Raw genomic sequence first — 18,794 nt, 5'->3', positions numbered from 1 at the left:
GTGTTTGTTCATTAGACAATAGCTTATATTATAAAGATGGTGAAAAGAAAGAGCGATTCCAGATATCAGGAACTTTTTGCAATAGAGAAAAATATGATGACAAAGGTAATCCAATTGATGACAAGGGTGAAGTAGTAAAAGCAATAAAGGCAAGTCAAGTTTGGAGAGCATATACATTAATTGAAAATATAGAAGAAAAAGAAGATGACTTAGGTAAATATTTAGAGATTAAGGGTCTAATTAATAAATATGGTAAGCAAGGTTGTAATATGACATTTAGAATACATAACAAAGATATGATAGAAGGATTTAAAAGTTTATATAAGGTGGGAGATGTTGGTCTTCTTGAAGGTACAGTAAAATCTATAATTACTAGTAAATCAGCAGGGTTTGGTTCAAGAATCAAAAAAAGTGCTTTTACATTTTTAGAAATAGAAGGTGGAGACGAACCTTTGAAAAAAGGAGATGAAATATTAAGTGATAAAAATTATCCATTTACAGATAAAAATATAGAAGCAATGAGAGAAAAAATAAAAGAAAAGGATGAAAAAGAAAAACAAAGAGATATTGATAAAAATGGTAAGACAGTTGAAGTAAGTGATGATGATGTACCTTTTTAATATTTAATAAATATAATTGTGATAAATATTAAATAATTTATTTAAAAGGAGAGATTAAATGGAAAATAAAGAAACTATAATTATGGATGATGTTAAAAAAGTAGTAAGTGCAGAAATAAAGAAATTAGCACAAAGTTTACATATAGATAGGATAGAAGGATTAAAAGAGAGTGATAGCCAAATTGAGATAATAAAAGCATTAATAGCCTTTCATTTAGATATAGAGTCAATTCCAAAAGACAATACCAATCCATTTTTTAGGTCTAAGTATGCAAATCTGGATACAATTCTTAAAGCAGTAAATCCATTATTAGCAAAACATGATTTAATACTAATGCAATCAGCAGAAGATGCAGGTAATGATAAAGTATATATAAAAACTAAACTTAAACACTCATCAGGTGAATACATAGAGTCAAATTCTGCACCATTTAAACCAGCTAAGACTAATGATATACAAGCTAGAGGGGCATTAGAAACTTACTTAAGAAGATACGCAGTTCAATCAGTATTAGCATTATCATTCGAGGAAGACGATGATGGTAATTCTCTAACAAACAAATCAAAAAGCAAGTCAGATGAAGAAAATACAACAGTTAAGAAAAGCAGAGTGTAAGTAAAAAAATGCTACCTCTTAAATGAGGTAGTAATAAATACATAGCATAAGGAGGGGAAAACTTGAATTGTAAGTGTAAGGTTTGTAAGAAAAAATTAGATACAAAAGATGCTTATAAAGTAGAACATATTACATCTGGAGGGAATAAGCAGAATAGGTATTACTGTAATGAACGGGAATATAGAAAAGAGCAGCAGGACATATATTTCTGGAAACAATGTCAACTTGGTATAGATTATATTATGGGCTATACAGTTATAAGTAATCAAAAAAATAAGATGTTACAAGAGATAATAAAAAGTGGTTATACAAGAGAAGAATTATATGACTGTATGCTTGAAAAAAAAGATGAAATTATAGAATTACTTAACTACAGAAAAGATATAGAAGAAGAATATCCTAAATTATGCTATGTATTTACTATATTAAAAGGTTGTATTAGAGATATAACAATTAGAAATAAAAGTATTAAAGAAAAAATAGAAGACAAAAATAATTATGAGGAATTGGATGAGGGTTATACATTAGTTACTCTTAATAAAATAAAAACTAATAAAAGAAAAAGTTTATTTGAAAAAATTAAAGAGGTGAATTAATGAGTGCATATGAAAAAATAACAAAGGATAGAGGGATTATAGAGACTTTAGTTTTAGGAACAATGCTAAAATCATTAACTCTTTTTAGTGAATATAAAATTAGTGAAAATGACTTCATAATAGATAAAGTAAAATTCTTTTTCTCATTAGGAAGAACAATGTCTAAAACCCATAGTGAACTCGATGAAGCAAGTGTAGCTAAATTTGTATCTTCAAATAAACTTAAATCTGAATATGAAAAATATGGTGGTTGGAATAGCTTATCATCTGCTATGGAATATGGAAAAGAATCCAATATATCAGCATATATTGATGATTTAGCTAAAAATAATCTATTAATCGCCTTAGATGAAAGAGGTTTTAATATAGTAAAAGAAATGGGTCATAAAGGAGAGAAATTTATTCCATTTGAATTATTCCAATCTATAAATTGTAGAGAAGTTGAAGAATTTTATGAAGGGTTAATATCTTCATGCAGTGTAAATTCCATAAAGAATAATATGAAGGTCGAAAATCTTTTACTTACTAAAGAGGATAGAGAAAAGTTAAAACAAAAAACTGAAGCAGGAACACCTTATAATATTATCTTTGAATATAATGAAAATGAAATAGGATTAAATGAGAATGAAGAATCTAAGTATATATATGGTTTACCAGTATTATCAAATAGAACTAATGGACTTGGCAAAGGTGGCGGAATAAATATAATATCTGGATTCTCAGGAATAGGAAAAACTACATTATTGTTCTTTAATTATATATTAGCTATGATATATCAAGGTGAAAAAGTAGTTATATTTGCTAATGAACAAAAGTCTCAATATTTTAAAAGTATGTTAGTATCATTTATAGCATATAACATATTTAATTATCATGATTTAGATAGAAATAAAATTGACAATGGAGACTTCACAGAGTTTGAAGAAGAGCTTATGGAAAAGATAGAAATGTTCTTAAAAGAAAGAGGATTTGAAGAAAGTCTGAAATTTATATATATGGAAGAGTTTGAGATATCTGAAATATTAAGAAAAAGTAAAGAGCTTGTGGCACATGAAGGATTTACTGTAATAGCAGTCGATACATTCAAATCAGAAAATTCATCAGATGCAAATTATACAGGAAGGCTAATAGAAAACTCTAAGTTACTAGACAACTTTGGAAATAAATACAATGTAGTAACACTTCTATCTATGCAATTAGTAACAGCTCAAGAGAATAAAAGTTCTTACTTATCAGCTTCAGATTTAGCAGAAGCTAAAGCAGTAAAGAATGTGTGTGGATTATTAATGCTTATGAGAAAAGTAGTTAATGATTTAGAATTAGATTCAAATAATAAAAAATTCTTTTTAAAACCATATAGACTAAAGTATAATAAGCTAAAAAAGACTACTGAAAGAGAATATATCCAATTCGATGTAAAGGATTTGCAAAAAGAATACAGATTATTATTTTTAAACAAGTCAAGAAGAGGTCAAGATGGAGATGTAATTCTCCTAAGGTTTTATGGTAAGACTGGAAGGTTTGAAGAAATAGGAAGGTGCGAGAAAGTCTATAGAGGACAATTGTCATACTAGGTGATGACTATGGAAATAAAGGATTTGACTAATAAACAGATTATAAGTTTTATGGAATATTTAGGTTCGGACTTATCTCCTAAAAGTAATAATAGACAATTAATATTTAATACTCATTTATGTCATAATGGTGATTCATATAAATTATTTTATTATACAGAAAGCAAAACATTTCATTGCTATAGTTCTTGTGGCCATATAGGTAGCTTAATAGATTTATTAATACATATAAATAAATATGAATTTAAAGATGCTATTAATGAAATAAAAAATTTCTTTGATATTTCAAGTCAACCAATGTTAAGAAAAGGATTTAGAATAAAGAAAAAAGTAAATAAAATGGATGATATTAAAGATATACAAATAGAATTACTTCCTACCCCTAAAAAGCCATATGTATATAAAACTTTTCAACAAATCCCAATCAAAGAATGGAAAAATGAAAACATATCTTTTGAAGTTCTTAAAACATATCAAATACATTATAATCCATATGAAAATCAAATAATAATTCCTCACTTCTGTTGGCATGACAAAGATAGACCAATTGGTATTAGAGTTAGAAACTTAGATGAAGATAAAGCTAAAAATTTTGGTAAATATATTCCATTATGGTATGACAACAAGTGCTATAATCACAGACTTAGTCTTAACTTATATGGGCTAAATATAAACAAACAAGCTATTAAACAAGCTAAAAAAGTAATAGTCTTTGAAGGTGAAAAATCAGTCTTGCAAATGGCCGCTATTTATAAAAATAATCCTTCTGTAGCTATATGTGGAAGTAATTTTAGTAGAGAGCAAAAAAAGATGTTAATAGATTTAGGTATTGAAGAATTAATCATAGCTTTTGATAGGCAATTTAAAATTAAAGGAGATGAAGAATATATTGCATGGAGAGCTAAGATATATAAGTTGGTTCAAGATATTAGTGATGTGATGAAAATAAGTGTAATTTGGGATGAAGATAATCTATTGGATTATAAAGATAGTCCTAGTGATAAAGGTAAGAAAGTGTTTGAAAAATTATTAAAAAATAGAATAAACATAATACAATTTGAAGGAGTGATTGAATGAGTGAAGTTGCAAGACAGGTAGTAGATGAAATAGTTAGAATAAGTAGCCTAGAAGTTGCTAAGATGATGGAAACAAGACATGATGCTTTATTAAGAAAAATAGATAATAATAGTAAAATATTAACTGACCACAATTTTGTGTTGAGTGATTATTGGGTAAAAAGTTTTTATAAAGATAGCAGTGGTAAGGAAAATAAAGAATATTTAGTCTCAAAAAAAGGTTGTGAATTTCTAGCACATAAGACAACTGGAGAAAAAGGTGTGCTTTTTACAGTGAAGTATATGGAACGATTTGAAGAAATGGAAAGGATTATAAAAGAACAAAAACTTGAGTTATCACCAAGAGATAAAGGCATATTAGATATAGTAAATTCTAAGTCAGATATAGAGCAGGCAATAGCAATAAAAACTTTTGAAGAAGTTGTAACTGCACCTCTTATAGAAACAATTGAAGAGCAAAAACCAGATGTTCAATTTGCAAATAGGATTAGAACAGATGGAAGAAAAGTCTATAGCATATCACAAGCTTCTAAATTATTGAAACTTCCATATGGTAGAAATAAATTAATGGAAAATCTAAGAAATCTAAAAATACTTCAATCAAATAATGAGCCTTATCAAACATACATAGACAGAGATTATTTATTAGTAGAACTAAATGAAACTGGAAACAAGTTGGTTATAACTCCTAGAATAACTGGTAAAGGAATGAAGTGGTTAGAAAATAAATTAAGAGATAAATTACTTGCATTAGCATAATAGGAGATGATTATATGATACAAGAAGTTAGGGAAGAAGTATTATTAAAAAATGGTTTGGTTTTACATACAGGTGATTTAGTAGAAATAAAATACAAATTAGATGAAGATATAAAAGAACAAACTTGTAAAGGTAAAATTAAAGAAGCAAAAGAATTATTTATTAAATTAGATACAAGTGAGAGATATAAAGCATCTGAAAGAATGGTTTATTCTTGGGAATTAATAGATATAGAAAAGGTGGATGATGAAAATGAAAAAGATAATTAATAGTAAGTATAGAGCATTATATTTGATGATATTTCTCTTGATTTTTAACTTTGGATATAGTTTGTATTTTGGAAGAAATACAAATATAGGATTCTATTCTAGTCCATCATGTATAACTGAATACATATTGGATATCATAACCTCTATAGGAATATTCTTCTCTATGATGTTAGCTGGGTTTGATATGATAGAAAAACTCATAGAGAGATTGAATGATACTGTAAAGGAAATAGAAGATGAGGTGAATTAATTGGAATTAAGAGATTATATAAGTAAGATAGAATTAAATGACATGCCAATAACTTTAGATAATGAATACATGTTAAATGAAATAAGCATATCTGAATATGGCAAAATATTTGCGGTAAAAGATACATCAGGAAAGACATCTTATTATACTGAAATAGAATTTAATAAACGATTTAGAGGAGTTAATAGCATCCTAGAGAATATTATTTAGTATATATTTTTTAGGAACTGAGGGTTGAGAGCTATTAATTTTAGCTCTCTATTTTTTTGAAAGGAGGGAGTAAATGGAAAAAGAATTATATAGTTTTAGTAAATTAAGTGCATTTCACACATGTCCATTTCAGTATTATCTTACATATATTAAAAATTTAAATCGAGAACAAAATTGTTATGGTTATTATGGTAATGAATTACATAGTTTACTAGAACAATTACAACAAAGAGAAATAACAAATCAAGAAGCTATTCAAAAATATAATGAAGTTATAGAATATGCAAATCTGATGAATTACAATTTTCCTACACTAAATTCAAGAATTAATTATTTAGAATGTATCTTACATTACATAGAAAATTTTATACCAATTGAGGGTGATAAATGCTACATAGAAGAATATTTTGAGTTTAATATTAATGGAATTACAATGAGAGGATATATAGATTTATATTATATAATAGGTAATAAAATCTATGTTATAGATTACAAATCAAGTAGCAAATTTTCTAAAAAAGACTTACCAAAGAAATCAATGCAGCTCATCCTATATGCAATGTATCTTAAAGAGAAATATCCAGATAAAATAATTGAATATGTAGCATTCGATATGTGTAAATATATGAAAAATGCTAATGGGACATTAATTGAAAGAAATAAGATTAATGACTTAAATGAATATGAAAGAGCTATAGTAAAAATTAAATATACTAAAAGACTAGAGCAACAATTAATTGACTTTGTCACAGACACAGTAAATCAAATAAATCAGCTAGATTTCAACGATGATAGCGTTTGGTGCAAAAGTGATGACAAAAGTAATCAGTTTTTTTGTAAAACTCTATGCTCTCATTACGGAAGAGGTTGCAAACATAAAGAAAATAAGGGTTTTAGAAAATCTAAATCACAATAAAATGTGAATTTTAATAAGATTGGAGAGTGTTTAAATGAATATACCAAAGCAAGTAAAAGTAGGAGGTTTATCCTATAAAATAGAAGAGACAGAAGAACCTATTTTAATAAATAATCAATTATGTTATGGGTCAGCAGATTATGGAAATGAAGTAATTAAATTATCTAGTAGTTTACAATCACAAAGAGTGAAGAAAATCACATTTTTACATGAATTATTCCATTGCATTTTTAATGATAGATGTATAGAGAGTGAAGATGAAGAATATTTGGTAGATGTATTGGCTAAAGGACTTTATCAAGTTGTTACAGATAATCCAGAAATATTTGAATGTAAAAAAAAGGTGAATTGTAATCCAATCACTTATCCTTCAATCCCTCCTGATAAACTAGAATCTATAGAATTAAGAGGAATGTAATGAATAAAATATTTATATTTTTAGGCTACTCAGGTTCTGGTAAAGATAGTATAGTAAGTGAAATTTCAAAGCAATTCAATATTCCAATTCTAACATCACATACAACAAGACCTCCTCGTGGCCAATCAGAAATAATCAATAAATCCTATCATTTTGTAGATAATAACTTCTTTAAGAAAGAAAAAAATAACTTTATAGAAATGAGAAAATATATAGTCCATGATGGAAGCATTTGGCTATACGGAATACATAAATCTGAATTAGAAAATAAAAAATATGCTTTAGCTATAGTGGATGCAAGTGGATATAAGTCATTAGAAAAATATTTTATGGGAACAAAAACTAAATTAGTACCATTTTTTATAAATACAGATGAAGATACATTAAGGAAAAGACTTATGGATAGAGGTGATAATCCTAAAGAAATTGAGAGAAGATTAGCAGATGATAAGCTTAAATTTAATGATTTTCTAAATAACGAAATTTATATTGTAATACCAAATAATTCAGACTTAACTAATGCTATAGAACAGGTTAAAATACATATGAAAGAGGGGATTCAATGGTCTTAGCTTTAGATGTATCAATGTCCAGTACTGGATGGGCAGTCATAAATAGAAATAAAGAAATATTAAAATATGAAAAAATAACAACCAAAAAGGATAAATTCAAGTCTGAAGATGAGCGAATGTGCTATATCTGTAATACTATTCAAGAGTTAATTATAACTTATAATATTCAAATAGTTTTAGTTGAAGACCAATTCACTTCCAGAAATTCTAAAACAATTCTTAGTTTAAGAAAACTCTTAGGTGCAATAATGAGAACTGTAAAATTAAATAATATAGAGATTGAATATATGTATCCAGTCTCTATTAGAAAATATCTTATGAATAGCGGTAAAGCTAAAAAAGAAGAAGTGGCTGCATATGTAAGAGAAAATATTATTGATATTGGAGAGTACATTGATAGGGCTTGTAAGGCTAAAACAAGTGATATATATGATGCTATAGCTCTTGGAATAGCATATTTGAATAAGGTTGGTGATGCTAAATAAATGAGTGTAACTATAGTTGATAGTATGTGTGGAACAGGTAAAACAAGTTGGGCAATACAAACAATGAATGAAAGCTTAGATAAAAGATATATTTACATACCTTCATCAAGAATGGGGAATTTGATGATAAATTGGTTAAGCACTTTTGAAAAATAAAAAGTGCTAAAATCAAAAATTTTGCTCTTTTTAGCCTATAAATATAGGGTTTTAAAAATGAGGCCTTAAAAAAGATTATATAGAAGTGCTAATATTGAGATACATTATAGCAAAATCAACACATTTGGAGGTAAGGGTGTGGAAGAGTACTGTTTTACACTAAGATATGCTTATGCTCTAAATAAGATTTTATAAAAAAGGGAGATTAAATTAATGAGTATAAATGTTAAAATAAAGAAATTAAGTCAAGATGCAATAGTACCATCTTATGCAAAAGAAGGCGATAGTGGGATAGATTTATATACACTAAAAGATACAGTTATTCCAGCTAAATCAGCAGTGGCAATACCTACAGGTATAGCATTGGAAATTCCATATGGATATGAAATGCAAATTAGACCAAGAAGTGGTATAAGTTTAAATGGCCTTAAGGAATTGTATTTTGCTATATATCCGACTGTGAGACTAGGTACGATAGATTCGGGGTATAGAGGTGAAATAGGAATAATTACATATAATGAAGAGGATGTTGAGATTGTTATTCCTAAACATACCAAATTAGCTCAAGGAGTATTCCAACAAGTCCCAAGAGCTATATTAAAAGTTGTAGAGGAATTGACCATTTCTGAAAGAGGAAATGATGGATTTGGAAGCACTGGTATAAGATAGGAGAATATATGTATACTATTAAAGATGTTATAGATGTATTAAAATCTAATAGAAATTGTAATCTAAAATGTAATAATTGTATATTGAATAAAAGTATAACTACAAATAAAACAGAAAAAACATTATGTTGGTGGTTAGAAGAAACAAGAAAATCTCTCAATCTATCACATTCAAATGTTGAATTTGATAAACAGATTAAAATACTAAAAGAAGTTAATGACATTATATTTAAATGTGAAGATAAAACTTGTCACAGGTGTATATTTGGTGAAGAGGTAAGTAATCTATATAATTCTTGTGAGATATTAGAGAAGATATGCGATGAATTGAACAAAAAGACATGTAAGTTAATAGAAAAGATTAACTATTATCAGGGTTATACTTGTGAAAAATTATATTGTTTAGAAGATATTGAGACTGGAGAGAAATTTGTTGTTGAAGAAAATCAGATAAAGAGATATAATATCCTCAATACTAATTTTGGAGGTGCTAATATGTTTAAATATGATGATTATGTTAATTTGACAGATAGTTTAGAGTTACCAGAAGAAATTAGGAATAAATGTGTTAGAGTTGTAATGACATTAGAGAATATGCAAGATATTATGGTTGTACATAAGTTTAAAACTTATGTTGTTAATGAAAAATATATTGAAAAAGTAGCATAAAATGATTAAGTCATCTATTAATTTAGGTGACTTTTTTTATTTTAAGACATAAGTTAATATATTTTTATAATATATATCATTTCTTATGTCGAATATTTACATCCAATTTTTTACATATAATCGTATATAATGTAATTATAGAAGACTCATAAAAAATCAAAGGAGGGTGTATTTTGAAATATTTTTGTATACCATTTATAATTACATCTATTTTGATAATATGTATGATTATCAAAATCTTAAAGACAGAAATAAAAAATATAGCTGTATTGGAAATAATATTTGTTTGTTTTAAAAAAATTTCTGATAAAATTAATAATAGATTGGAACTAGCTCCTAAGTTTTTAAATATGTTAGCTTTAATTGTAATAACTTCATGGTTGACCGTGTTAATATTATGTTTAATTCTAATTCCAGATATAGAATCATATAATTTTAATTATATAAAAGACTCGGGAATATTTCAGTGTTCTTTATTGATAATTTTTAGTTATTTAATTAAACACATATATAATTTTTTCTCTAAATTTAATACTTATGAGAATGCGTTATTAACAGAAGAAGAAAAAGTATTGATTATAGAAGCAAGTGTTATTTTAGGAGGTATAATATATTATAGTTGTCTCAAGACAAATGCTGAAGAAGGAAAAATGATTATATTCACAATAATATCTCTTATTGCAGGTAAACACATTTGGATAGACTTTAGTTTCAGGTTTAGTTTTAAAAATTTCAGCTTTAAATTAGTTTTAAAAAAGATAAAAGAAAATCGCATTATTATTTATGCTTTACTAGTTGTTTTATTTTTAAGCATCTCTTTCCAATATTTGGGTATTAACTTGCATTTTATAGCTTTGGGTATATCAATTCCATATCTTATTTTTGTTACTATTTATATAATATTAGGAAAGAAACTGCGAAAAAATGAATAAGTAAATTGTTGAAAAAAATGACTCTTTAAATTCCATTTTAAGGCTTTATAAAAGTTAACGCTTATAATTAATCCTGTTCAGAAATATGATTGCTTAAAATGGAAAATATAAAAAAATAATAAAGTAATAGTGTAAGGCATAGAAGAGTTGATTCTATGCCTTATTATCATTAAATTAAGTAATTTCAATATTTATACAATTAAAATATTTAAAAATGTCAGTTGAAAGTCAGCTAAAATGACTATTTTTTGCCTTGTCTATATGGTATAATAAATATATAAATTTAGATAGGAGGGATGGCCATGAACGCTTTTATAAGAAAAAGAAATAAAAATTATGTAGTGTACCTAGAATTTAGAGATGATGAATCAGGGAAGAGAAAACAGAAGAATATGGGAACATTTGATAAAAAAAGAGATGCTAACAAAAGATTGGCTGAAGTTAAGGATAGTATATATAAAGATAGTTTTCTTGTTCCAAATGAAATAACACTATCTGATTTTTTATTAGATTTTCTTGAAAAGTATAAAGATAACGTATCGGCTTCTACATACAATGGTTATATGGCCATTTGTAAAAATCATATTAATCCTTCTATTGGGAGATATCGTCTACAAGAGCTAAGAAATATTCATATACAAAATTACATAGATGATTTAGCTGGTAATTTAAATCCTCAAACAATAAAAGTTCATATAAATGTATTGAGACTTGCAATAAAGAGAGCTTATAGAATTAAGTTGATAAAAGAAAATATTATAGATGGAATAGAAAGTCCTAGAATTAAAAAATTTAAAAATGATATTTATGATAAAGAGCAGATGTTAAAATTATTAGAATTGGCCAAAGGTACTAATATAGAACTGCCTATTAACCTAGCTACAGGTTTAGGATTAAGACTTTCAGAAGTCTTAGGTTTAACTTGGGAGAATATAGATTTTGAAGAAAATACGATAACTATAAGTAGAATAACTAGTAGATTAGATGGTTCTGTTATACTTAAAGAACCTAAGACAGAAAGTTCGATTAGAAAAATATTTGCACCAATAGAGCTTATGGACTTGCTAAAAGAATATAAATTAGAGCAGAATAAAAAATTATTAAGAAGTATTATTAGAAATGAATATAACTTACTATTTTTCGATAGAAAAGGAAATCCTATTGCTGAAGATGTTATGAGTAAGAGATTTAGAAAGTTTTTAGAGAATAATGATTTACCACATATCAGATTCCATGACTTAAGACATTCACATGTCACTTTACTTATAAATTCTAAAGTACCTATAAAAGTTATATCTGAAAGGGTAGGACATTCAAATATTAATACTACACTTAATGTATATTCGCATGTGCTTAAAGAGATGGATAAAGAAGCTTCCGATAGAATATCTGAAAATTTATTTAAAGTTAATTAATGGTATAATATAAAGGAGGTGATTTTTTTGAGTAGTAGATTACTTGCAAATAAAGCAAAAGAAGATTTGTCAATTTCAGAAATTAAAAAACTTTGTGTAATATCAGGTAATATTGAAGCAGAGATTGAATCTAATGATAAAACCCCGTCATGGGACGGAGTACTATTTTTATACAAAAAAATTGAACTTGATGAAGATGTACTTCCTAATAATAAAAAAGAAAATTTATTAAAAAAAATAAATACACAGCTTAAAGCAATTCAGGTAAAGAAATTTAGTGGTAAAAAAATAAAATTTTCAATGGATGTTAGTGATTTAAGGAATTATTACAATAATGAAGGAGTCATATTATTTGTTGTTGAGATTATAGATGTATATAAATTGAAAGTATATTATAGGAATTTATTACCTTTAGATTTAAAAGATATACTAAATGAAATAGATAGAGAAAATATAAAAAGAAAGAAAAGGAAAAATCCCAATAATCAGTTAACTAAAAGTGTCGAATTGTATGAACTACTACATGGAGAAAATACTTTTGAAAAGATAGTTGATTCGTTTTATAGGAATATAAATAAACAAACTAAAAATCTGGTAGATAAACAAATAAGATTAAATAAGAAAGCAAAAAAATTTTCGATTGACATTGGACATATAAATAATGAATATGATTTATTTGATAGAAGAGCTTATGCTTATCAAGTAGAAACATTAAAAAATAGCAATACAGATATTTTAGTACCATGTATAGATAATCTAAAATTTGAAGAATTAAATAGTACAGATATAGTTGATATAATCATTAATAATAAAATTTATTCTAATAATAAATATACCTTAATTTTTAATAAAAATGGCTATAAAATAATTATAAATGAAGCACTTTACCTTTATTTGAAGGATGAAAAATTTGAATTAAGCGACCCTACAGGAACGATAGATAGTTATTTAGAAACTCTTAAAATGTTAATAGATGTAATAAAATTTAAGAATGTAACTATGAAAATAGGTGGAACTTCTATTAAAGCAAAAATACATAATTTTGATTTAAAAGAGAAACAAATAACTAAAAAGATTTCCTTCTTTGCTAATTTAAAAAAATTATTTAAAATTCTTAAATTAAAACAAGAAGATTTCCTATTGGAAGTAATATCTAGTGAAGATTATGATACCTTGGAAGAACTTATAAACATATTTGTCAAAAAGAAAAGAAATCTTAAACTAAATGGAGATAATTATTTAAGATTTGCAAAGATAGATATAGGGAATAAAAAAATACTATTATATAAGTTAACATCAGGAGATAATGTAAACTTCTTTAATGTTTTTGATAATGAATGTAAAATTCTTATTGAACAAAAAAAAATAAATATGAAATATAGTCCATATGTTTTATTAAGAAGCGAAGATATGGAGTGTGTTAATTTTGACATAGATAAGGCTAATATTGATATTAAAAACTATGAAAAGACAATAGAATATATAAATTGTGTTATACTCTATATTTTAGAATTAATTAGATGTTATGATAAAGTACACAATGAAAAATGCTTAACCAAAGCATTAGAATTATTAGACTGGATAGGAGATACAGAACCATTCAATATAAATAAAATTAATAAACTTCAAATAATGAAAAGACTTAGAGATTTAAATATTGATGAAATCATTGAATTGGTTAACATAAAAAATCAAAATCCGGAAGATATAGCCATTCAATGTGCAGTAAATATATTAATTGAAAAGTTTGAAGAAGCTAGAAATAATATGTCTGACATGAATGAAGAATTATTGAAAGAATTTAAATTATATCCCATATATAGTTTAATGAAATCTTAATATTTTAATAACCAAAGGTATAAACACAAGGGAAAGTTTTTATAAGACCTTAGAATGGCATACAAAGCATCATATTTTATAGCTTCATAATTTAAATCTGTTTTTATAATACAACCTAACTCATTGTACTATATAACTTGAGTGAGGTTGTATTATAAATTAAAGCATTATTTGTGAAATGTAGGATAAAAGTTGTTATGATTTAAAAGGCTTTGTAATTCTTCTTCAAAATTTTCTCTAGTAAATTTCTTCTTTTTACACTTATTCTTCTTTTCATCAATTTCCCATTGTTTATATAATTCTGGGTCTCTTTTATATTCAACATCTTCATTGTAACAATAAAATAAATCTTTTTCACAATCTATAACAAAATATATACAGCCTTCAATATCTTCTAATAAGATACATTTATGGAATGGATTATAAAAATTTGTTATATTTAATGAAGTATCATTATGTTTGAAATTTATATAAATATCATGATTAAGAAGTTCCTTTTTATTGGTTTTAAAAGTTATATCATTTGTTTCTAAAAAAGTGTTAAACTTTGGTGAAAATAATATATCATTTAAGATATCTGTTATCTTCGTTATTTTATTTCCATATATATTTATATGAGAATACATTATTGATTCTTCCCAGTTTCCGACAAGTGGTTCTAATATATCTATAACATCGCTATATTCAAAGTAATCATTAATTTCTACTAATTTTTCATATAAAACATAAAGAATTATATTTATACTTTCGTAAATAGTGATTAACATATCTTCAAAATCATCTGACTTATCTATACCAAAATGGGTTACTGAATTTCTTAGTTTCCCTAAATTAAAAAGTACTATTTTAGTTTTTTTATCAGCATTAAATGTATTACAATAAGTATTTATCAATTTTGTATAATTAATAGTTTTAATTCCCTCTTTTTTTATTAAAAACTCGTCCAAAGATAAAGTTTTATTAGACGAATTTTTAATTTTATTGTATTCATCTAGTTTATTTGAAGGTAAATTTTCATATATTAATAATTCATTCTTATTTATAAGTATTGATTTAAGCAGCAATTCAATAGAATTATGTAAAAAGATAATGGTTAGTTTTAAGCGTGTGTTATCTTTCTTACTTTTATTGTTAATGTTGTAATCGTAAAAATATTCCATAACTAATTTAAGTGAATCAATTGCGTTATCTATCATTTTTAATTTCATACTGTTTTTTCCCTTCTTTAGTAATTTATTTATTTTATACTATTACACCTATATATTTCCAATCTTTATGCTATAATAAACATAGCAAGGAATATATATTTGAAAAAGCTATGAGTGGTGTTTCCATAAGGATTTCCTCCCTTTCTTCCAAAAAAGGAGGTGAAAAGTTATGGAAAATCTAATGATGAGTATTGTAGTTGGTGTTATAGCTAGTTACATTTACGATAAATTAAAAACCACTCGCAGCCGCAAAACTAAGAGTGGTTGGGAACTTTATATAAAGTTCCAAAAAAACAAACATTAATATCTAATTGTTAATGGAAACATCACTTAAAGTTAAGTAAAATATATTTCCTTGCTTTTATTATACCACAAATTGAAAATATTAAAACAAAATTTTATAAATAACTACTTATTATTGTTTTAAATATATGGTAATAATTGGATTTGATTATATAAAATTATTGTTGTAACATTTAGTTAAATAAACAAATAATTGGGGCGATAATTATGTATTTAAGAAGGTTGTCAAAATCAGAATTAATTATAATGAAATTTATTTGGAGTTTAAATACAAAAGTAAAATCATATGATGTTATTAATTATATGAAAGAAAAACATAGCTGGTCAGAAAAAACAACATTAAAAGTTTTGTCTAAGTTATCAAATAAAAGATTCTTATATGTTCAAGAAACAGGTCAATGTACATACTATACAATTTCAATTAAAGAAGATAAGTATTTTGAATTTATATCACAAAATATACATAAGCTCTTAGGGTGCGATTCTATAAAAAGTCTTTTAGTGTCATTGTTTCAAGAAGAATTAACAGATGAAAAGTTAACCTCATTAGAAGAGTGGGTAAAAAATTGGGAAGAAGATTAAAGATTTTAGATTTACTGGAATAATATAAATTATATCCAATATATACTTTATATAGTAAAAAATCAAATGTATAAACACAAAGGAATGATTTTACAGGACTTTAAAATGGCATATAGAACTTCAAAATTTTGAATATGTCTTTTACAAATATAAAATTTATGATAAAATTAAAGCGTTCTTAAAATTGCGACAAAACGTTATTAAGGAGAACTAAAAGATGGAACTGATTTTAAATGAATATCCAAGGTTTACTAAGAAGCATTTAGATTTTTTAAAAAAATACGAGGATAGTTATGGACTTATAATTAACCAAGAAGAATATAGAAGAGAGTTAGAGAATATAAATAATGGTAATCCAAGTCCTAGAAATAATAATTGTTCAAAGTGTTATGAAATATATGATGATAATGCATACATAGGTGATATAATAGTTCATGAAAGATATGATGTATATAAAAATGGAATTTTTGTAGACAATATATTTGGTAATGAAGAAAAAGAAGAATATGACAATGAAAAATACACGTTCAACAAAAAAAATGAGATAGATATTGCTATATTTGATGATTATAAAGAACAAGGGTATGCTTATAATGCAATTAAAATGCTATTAGATGAATATGGCAAAGATGAACTATGTTTTCAGGCACTTATAAGAGAAGAGAATAAGCAAAAAGAAAGAGTAGAAAGAATACTTAATAAGGTAGGTTTTAAATATAAAACATATACCCTTCCTAATGGAAAATTAAAAACCTATATTTGGGAATTTAATAGATAGATTCTTACGGAATATAAATATTATTAATGCTTATATGGATAAAATTCTAAATAAGATTAATTTCGGTTGTATAGACAAAAAAATAAAGGCTATCCATAATAAATGGGTAGCCTAACTTGATAATTGTTTTTCTTTTTTTCTTAATATATTTAATTGAGTAGTTTTTATCCTTTCTTCTTGAATATTAATAGTGTCTACTTTATTGCTGAAATCATTTGGAATAAAAAATTTAGATTTGTATATTGAAACAAGACGTTTCCATGATGAACTAGTTTTTTCTGAAATACCAATACTTTTTCTAGCTTCCTTAAGACCTATGTTTGAACTAAAGTACTCCTTAAGAATATGTTCTACAGTATCATTATATTCTATATAACTGCATTCCTTTTTACTTTCTTGAGCATTTAATATATCTATTTTATTTTTGAAATTGTTTGGAATAGAGTATTTTTTCTTATATATGTTCAATATATTATACCACGTATTTTTAGTTTTACTAGACATTCCTAACAAGCATTTAGCTTCTTTTGTACCTATTTCTAAATTAAAGTATCTATGTAATATATTCTCTGTATCCTGATTATATTCAACTAGTTTTTTTCTACCAAGAGAATTGTTTTTTATTGCTTTAAATATTCCAATATTTTTTAAGTCATCATATCCTAAATGAGCTTTTTCATGGCAAATAGGACATAGATTTGCTATATTAGAAATATTATTTGTACCACCAAGAGAAATAGGTACTATATGATGAAGAGTTAAATTTTCTTTGTTTCCACAATTAAAACATTCATCTTTTATATTTGAATAATTTTTATACCTAAAGTTCTTACTGGCAAACTGTTTTCTTAATTTTATAATTTCATTTTCATCTATTTGTATATTTATAATAAATAGCCCTCCTTTTTCTGTACTATTCTGAAAATAAACTTTTAAAGAATAGTATAAATTTAAAAAATAAAGCCCTCTAAGGATTACTCTTAATTGAGTTTTTCCTAGAGGACTTATTATCTATCTCTTTTTCTTACCTTTTTTACATGCCATAATATCACTTCCTTTCAATTTTATATCTATTTATAAACCTACTAAATCTTTAGACTTAGAGATTTTACCTTTATCTTCTTTGATGTATATTTTAGTTGTATCAGTAGATTCGTGGTTCAAAATAGTTGATATATCCTCAAGTGGTAGATTATTAGCTTTAGCTATAGTTGCGAAACTTCTTCTTAATGAATGGGGGGCTAAATTATCTATATCTATCAATTTACCAGCTTTTTTAGCCCAGCTTCTTAATACATTAGACGTAGCCTTATGATATTCTTTATCATATTTAACTAAGAAAACATAATCATTTACTATATCTTCTTTTTCTCTAACTTCTTTAAGTCTTAATAATAAATCTTTTACTTTCTCACTAAAGTAAAAATCTACTATCTTCCCACCCTTTTCTTTAATATCCTCACACACTCTATTATCAAAGTCTATGTTATCCCATCTTAGATTACTTGTAGCCGTAACTCTACCCGCGGTTGAGAGAGCAAAGTTTATATAAACTTCTAATTGGAAATCATCTTGTTTTGACAATTTATCTTGCAGCTCTTTAGCCTGTTCTATATTCAAGAAATGTTTTTCTACAACAGGTAAACCCTTTTTAGGCCTTTCAATTAGAGATACTGGATTCTCTGTAACGATTCTTTTCCTTCTAAGATGGTCATATAGAGATGAAATTCCTGAGAATATTACTTTGATTCTATTGACATGATTGTCCTCCATCCTAAATGAAATGTATTCCATTATATCGTCTTCAGTACAATCTTTGATTAATAAATCATCCATTTCATCATGCAGATATTTAGACCAAGTATATAAGTCACATTTATATA

At 25.6% G+C, this 18,794-nt stretch carries 25 protein-coding genes and 1 pseudogene; 22 read left to right on the top strand and 4 right to left on the bottom strand.

Features of this window, described 5'->3' with window-relative positions; all coding sequences use genetic code 11:
- From IC219_RS20430 to IC219_RS20340, 19 genes are all read left to right on the top strand, one after another.
- On the top strand, positions 1-620 hold a 620-nt coding region (locus tag IC219_RS20430), incomplete at its 5' end, for a hypothetical protein (protein WP_227853454.1).
- Between the two features lie 58 nt (positions 621-678).
- On the top strand, positions 679-1,236 hold the full coding sequence (locus IC219_RS20425; protein WP_227853453.1) for an ERF family protein: 558 nt from the start codon (positions 679-681) through the stop codon (positions 1,234-1,236).
- A 62-nt stretch (positions 1,237-1,298) separates the two neighbouring features.
- A complete protein-coding gene (locus IC219_RS20420) occupies positions 1,299-1,832 on the top strand; it encodes a hypothetical protein (protein WP_227853452.1) in 534 nt (177 codons plus the stop codon).
- The gene (locus IC219_RS20415) at positions 1,832-3,406 is read left to right on the top strand and encodes a DnaB-like helicase C-terminal domain-containing protein (protein WP_227853451.1); all 1,575 of its coding nucleotides are present in this window, start codon (positions 1,832-1,834) and stop codon (positions 3,404-3,406) included. Before IC219_RS20420 ends, IC219_RS20415 begins: the two co-directional genes overlap by 1 nt.
- Before the next feature lie 9 nt (positions 3,407-3,415).
- Positions 3,416-4,483 carry a hypothetical protein gene (locus IC219_RS20410; protein WP_227853450.1) on the top strand — a complete coding sequence of 356 codons (1,068 nt, stop codon included), beginning with the start codon at positions 3,416-3,418 and terminating at the stop codon, positions 4,481-4,483.
- Positions 4,480-5,241: a phage regulatory protein/antirepressor Ant gene (locus IC219_RS20405; RefSeq protein WP_227853449.1), complete on the top strand. Its 762-nt coding sequence runs from the start codon at positions 4,480-4,482 to the stop codon at positions 5,239-5,241. Before IC219_RS20410 ends, IC219_RS20405 begins: the two co-directional genes overlap by 4 nt.
- 14 nt (positions 5,242-5,255) lie before the next feature.
- Positions 5,256-5,510: a hypothetical protein gene (locus IC219_RS20400; protein WP_227853448.1), complete on the top strand. Its 255-nt coding sequence runs from the start codon at positions 5,256-5,258 to the stop codon at positions 5,508-5,510.
- A complete protein-coding gene (locus IC219_RS20395) occupies positions 5,494-5,760 on the top strand; it encodes a hypothetical protein (protein WP_227853447.1) in 267 nt (88 codons plus the stop codon). Before IC219_RS20400 ends, IC219_RS20395 begins: the two co-directional genes overlap by 17 nt.
- Positions 5,761-5,970 (top strand): hypothetical protein, encoded by a 210-nt coding sequence (locus tag IC219_RS20390; protein WP_227853446.1) that lies wholly within the window; start codon positions 5,761-5,763, stop codon positions 5,968-5,970.
- 73 nt (positions 5,971-6,043) lie between these two features.
- Positions 6,044-6,886 (top strand): PD-(D/E)XK nuclease family protein, encoded by an 843-nt coding sequence (locus IC219_RS20385; protein ID WP_227853445.1) that lies wholly within the window; start codon positions 6,044-6,046, stop codon positions 6,884-6,886.
- Between the two features lie 34 nt (positions 6,887-6,920).
- On the top strand, positions 6,921-7,304 hold the full coding sequence (locus IC219_RS20380) for a hypothetical protein (RefSeq protein WP_227831986.1): 384 nt from the start codon (positions 6,921-6,923) through the stop codon (positions 7,302-7,304).
- Positions 7,304-7,876: a guanylate kinase gene (locus tag IC219_RS20375; protein ID WP_227831985.1), complete on the top strand. Its 573-nt coding sequence runs from the start codon at positions 7,304-7,306 to the stop codon at positions 7,874-7,876. Before IC219_RS20380 ends, IC219_RS20375 begins: the two co-directional genes overlap by 1 nt.
- On the top strand, positions 7,867-8,361 hold the full coding sequence (locus IC219_RS20370; RefSeq protein ID WP_227831984.1) for a crossover junction endodeoxyribonuclease RuvC: 495 nt from the start codon (positions 7,867-7,869) through the stop codon (positions 8,359-8,361). Before IC219_RS20375 ends, IC219_RS20370 begins: the two co-directional genes overlap by 10 nt.
- A complete protein-coding gene (locus IC219_RS20365; protein WP_227831983.1) occupies positions 8,362-8,517 on the top strand; it encodes a hypothetical protein in 156 nt (51 codons plus the stop codon).
- A gap of 213 nt (positions 8,518-8,730) precedes the next feature.
- Positions 8,731-9,186 carry a dUTP diphosphatase gene (dut, locus tag IC219_RS20360; RefSeq protein WP_227831982.1) on the top strand — a complete coding sequence of 152 codons (456 nt, stop codon included), beginning with the start codon at positions 8,731-8,733 and terminating at the stop codon, positions 9,184-9,186.
- 8 nt (positions 9,187-9,194) lie between these two features.
- Positions 9,195-9,854: a hypothetical protein gene (locus tag IC219_RS20355; protein WP_227831981.1), complete on the top strand. Its 660-nt coding sequence runs from the start codon at positions 9,195-9,197 to the stop codon at positions 9,852-9,854.
- A gap of 173 nt (positions 9,855-10,027) precedes the next feature.
- Positions 10,028-10,786, top strand: coding sequence for a hypothetical protein (locus tag IC219_RS20350; protein ID WP_227831980.1), 759 nt, complete (start codon positions 10,028-10,030; stop codon positions 10,784-10,786).
- 302 nt (positions 10,787-11,088) lie between these two features.
- Positions 11,089-12,201: a tyrosine-type recombinase/integrase gene (locus tag IC219_RS20345; protein WP_227853444.1), complete on the top strand. Its 1,113-nt coding sequence runs from the start codon at positions 11,089-11,091 to the stop codon at positions 12,199-12,201.
- A gap of 27 nt (positions 12,202-12,228) precedes the next feature.
- Positions 12,229-14,040: a hypothetical protein gene (locus IC219_RS20340; protein ID WP_227832015.1), complete on the top strand. Its 1,812-nt coding sequence runs from the start codon at positions 12,229-12,231 to the stop codon at positions 14,038-14,040.
- Positions 14,041-14,207: 167 nt separating this feature from the next.
- Here the strand turns inward: IC219_RS20340 and IC219_RS20335 are convergent, their stop codons facing one another.
- Entirely contained in the window at positions 14,208-15,248 is a 1,041-nt protein-coding gene (locus IC219_RS20335; RefSeq protein ID WP_227832014.1) for a hypothetical protein, read from the bottom strand.
- A gap of 169 nt (positions 15,249-15,417) precedes the next feature.
- Between IC219_RS20335 and IC219_RS21875 the strand changes: the two genes are divergently transcribed.
- The 3 genes from IC219_RS21875 to IC219_RS20325 all read left to right on the top strand — a co-directional run bounded on the left by IC219_RS21875 (position 15,418) and on the right by IC219_RS20325 (position 16,911).
- A complete protein-coding gene (locus IC219_RS21875; protein WP_255613069.1) occupies positions 15,418-15,552 on the top strand; it encodes a hypothetical protein in 135 nt (44 codons plus the stop codon).
- A 206-nt stretch (positions 15,553-15,758) separates the two neighbouring features.
- Complete coding sequence (locus tag IC219_RS20330; protein WP_227832013.1) at positions 15,759-16,133, top strand: BlaI/MecI/CopY family transcriptional regulator; 375 nt, start codon at positions 15,759-15,761, stop codon at positions 16,131-16,133.
- 217 nt (positions 16,134-16,350) lie between these two features.
- The gene (locus IC219_RS20325) at positions 16,351-16,911 is read left to right on the top strand and encodes an N-acetyltransferase (RefSeq protein ID WP_227832012.1); all 561 of its coding nucleotides are present in this window, start codon (positions 16,351-16,353) and stop codon (positions 16,909-16,911) included.
- 111 nt (positions 16,912-17,022) lie between these two features.
- On the opposite strand, the gene IC219_RS20320 is transcribed toward IC219_RS20325, so the two are convergent.
- The 3 genes and pseudogenes from IC219_RS20320 to IC219_RS20310 all read right to left on the bottom strand — a co-directional run.
- Complete coding sequence (locus IC219_RS20320; protein ID WP_227832011.1) at positions 17,023-17,379, bottom strand: hypothetical protein; 357 nt, start codon at positions 17,377-17,379, stop codon at positions 17,023-17,025.
- 210 nt (positions 17,380-17,589) lie between these two features.
- Positions 17,590-17,712, bottom strand: a pseudogene (locus IC219_RS22105) (HNH endonuclease); the annotation flags it as partial.
- A 273-nt stretch (positions 17,713-17,985) separates the two neighbouring features.
- A partial coding sequence (locus tag IC219_RS20310; protein WP_227853443.1) for a site-specific integrase occupies positions 17,986-18,794 on the bottom strand: 809 nt, incomplete at its 5' end.

Source organism: Clostridioides sp. ES-W-0018-02, assembly GCF_020658175.1.
In the GTDB taxonomy this organism is placed as follows: Bacteria; Bacillota; Clostridia; order Peptostreptococcales; family Peptostreptococcaceae; genus Clostridioides.
This window is presented reverse-complemented; position numbering and strand designations above follow the sequence as displayed.